Origin of the sequence: Rhodoferax sp., from assembly GCF_039922535.1 — a bacterium.
Taxonomy (GTDB): Bacteria; Pseudomonadota; Gammaproteobacteria; order Burkholderiales; family Burkholderiaceae_C; genus Rhodoferax_B.
This window is the reverse complement of the sequence record NZ_JBDTEM010000132.1, coordinates 1-1,998: the sequence shown is the minus strand read 5'-3', so window position 1 is coordinate 1,998 and position 1,998 is coordinate 1. Positions and strand designations below refer to the sequence as shown.

At 60.1% G+C, this 1,998-nt stretch carries 2 protein-coding genes; both read left to right on the top strand.

Features of this window, described 5'->3' with window-relative positions:
- Window positions 1-422 precede the first annotated feature (422 nt).
- Window positions 423-1,448 (top strand): ABC transporter substrate-binding protein, encoded by a 1,026-nt coding sequence (locus ABI213_RS06305; RefSeq protein ID WP_348007155.1) that lies wholly within the window; start codon window positions 423-425, stop codon window positions 1,446-1,448.
- Window positions 1,426-1,998: hypothetical protein (locus tag ABI213_RS06300; protein ID WP_348026439.1), on the top strand; the 573-nt coding region annotated here is incomplete at its 3' end. The genes ABI213_RS06305 and ABI213_RS06300, both read left to right, overlap by 23 nt.

Here is a 1,998-nt window from a genome sequence, read left to right as displayed (position 1 = left end):
GACCTGGAACACATTCTTTGCCAGGTCAATGCCAATCGATGTAATCTGCATGGTGGACGCTCCTGTCTGTTCAAGTGGTTGTGATGCAACTCCACTTTGGCACGTTCGAGGCCGTTTAGGGTGGGGGGGTCCATCCCATTGTGTTCATGGTCTATTTGGGGGCGCGCAGTTGCCCTTTGGGTTGGGGAAAATCGGGCGATTTGTCTGCCGTAGCCTTTGCATGGGCAGAGAGCCCATGCAGCGGTCTGCGACAACCAACGCATCCCGATTGCACCCCAACGCGACGCCAAAGAGATCGTAAATACATTCTAAGATCATGAACACGTTCCAAGAAACCAGGGCATATCCGCCGTGTTTTCTGTAACCGTATTGTCATATCCGCATACCATGCTTGCAGGTTTTACCAAGCAAGCTGGAAGTTCATGTTCACTATTCCTTTATCCACCCGTGTGGGCCATCGATTCGCCCTGATTCTGGCGGCCACCGCCGTGGTGTTCTCTACGCCGTTGGCCGCCTATGCGCAAGATAAAAGCGTGTCTGGCCCGCTGGTGCTGTACAGCTCCCAGCCGGAACGTGATCTGAAGGAAACGCTGGCGGCTTTCAACGCCCAGTACCCGAATGTCAAAGTGGAGACCTTCCGCTCTGGTACGACCGAGGTGATCAGCCGCCTCCGAACCGAAATCGCCGCGGGCGCCCCCCGTCCCGACCTGTTGCTGATTGCCGATGCCGTGTCGATGGAAACGCTGAAACTCGAAGGTCGGCTGCTGCGCATGCGCAACATCGACACCTCGGCCATTCCTGCGGCTTTCTTTGACGCGCAGCGGACCTATATCGGCACCAAGCTGATCACCACGGGCATCGTCTACAACACCCAATCCAAGTTCAAACCCACGTCCTGGGCCGATCTGCAAAGCCCGGAACTCAAAGGCCAGGTGGTCATGCCCAGCCCGTTGTACTCCGGTGCCGCGGCCATCACGGTCAGTACCTGGTCGGCCTCGCCCGACCTGGGTTGGAAGTTCATCGAAGCCCTGAAGGCCAACAACGCGGTCGCGGTGCGCGGCAACGGTGCGGTGCTGCAGCAGGTGGCGAGTGGCGAAAAGATGGTTGGCGTACTGGTCGACTTCATGGCGCTGAACGCCAAGGCCAAGGGTTCGCCAGTGGAATTTGTCATTCCCAAGGAAGGCCTGACTTTTGTCACCGAGCCGGTGGCAATCCTGAACACTGCCAAGAACATCCCGGCGGCCGAAGCCTTTGTGAACTTCCTGGTCTCCAGCAAGGGCCAGCAGTTCTCCACCCAGCTGGGCTATCTGCCTCTGGCTAAAAATGTCGCCCCACCCAAGGGCTATCCCGCCGGCTCCAGCTACCGCTTCATGAAGGTCGTGCCCGGCGATATCGTGAAAACCGGCGACGAAGAAAAGAAGCGCTTTGGCCAGGTTTTCGGCGGCTGATACTCTGCTGACCGACGATGGAAAGAAAAGTGATGGGGCCTTGCAGGGCGACCCAGTGGGGCAGGCGGTGACCGTCGCCGTGTTGGAGACTACATCCGCTAAACCGCCGCGCAAGCTGGCCTCCTGGCGAGCCGAGAAGTGGGTGACGGTTGGCTTGCTGGCGTTCCTGCTGCCCATTTGCGGCCTGCCGATGGGGCGGCTGTTGTACGCGCTGTTGGCTGCCGTGCTGGGGCCGCACCGAGACGCGGTGCTGGCGGCGGCCCATTCCAGTGCCGCCTGGACGGCGACTCTGCATTCGCTGCAGGTCGGTCTGATGGGCGGTGCGATTGCGGCGGGCTATGGCCTGCTGATGGCCACCATCGTGACGCTGGGCGATCTGCGGCACCGTCCGTTTGTGGTGTTTGGCTTTGTGGTCCAGGCCATGATTCCACCCCAGGTGATTGCCCTGGCCTGGTTGCAGGTCTGGATACCCGCCAAAGACATGCTGCAGGCTGTGGGCCTTGAAGCGGCGCAGAGCTGGGGCAACCCGCTGCAAGGGGGCATCGGCATC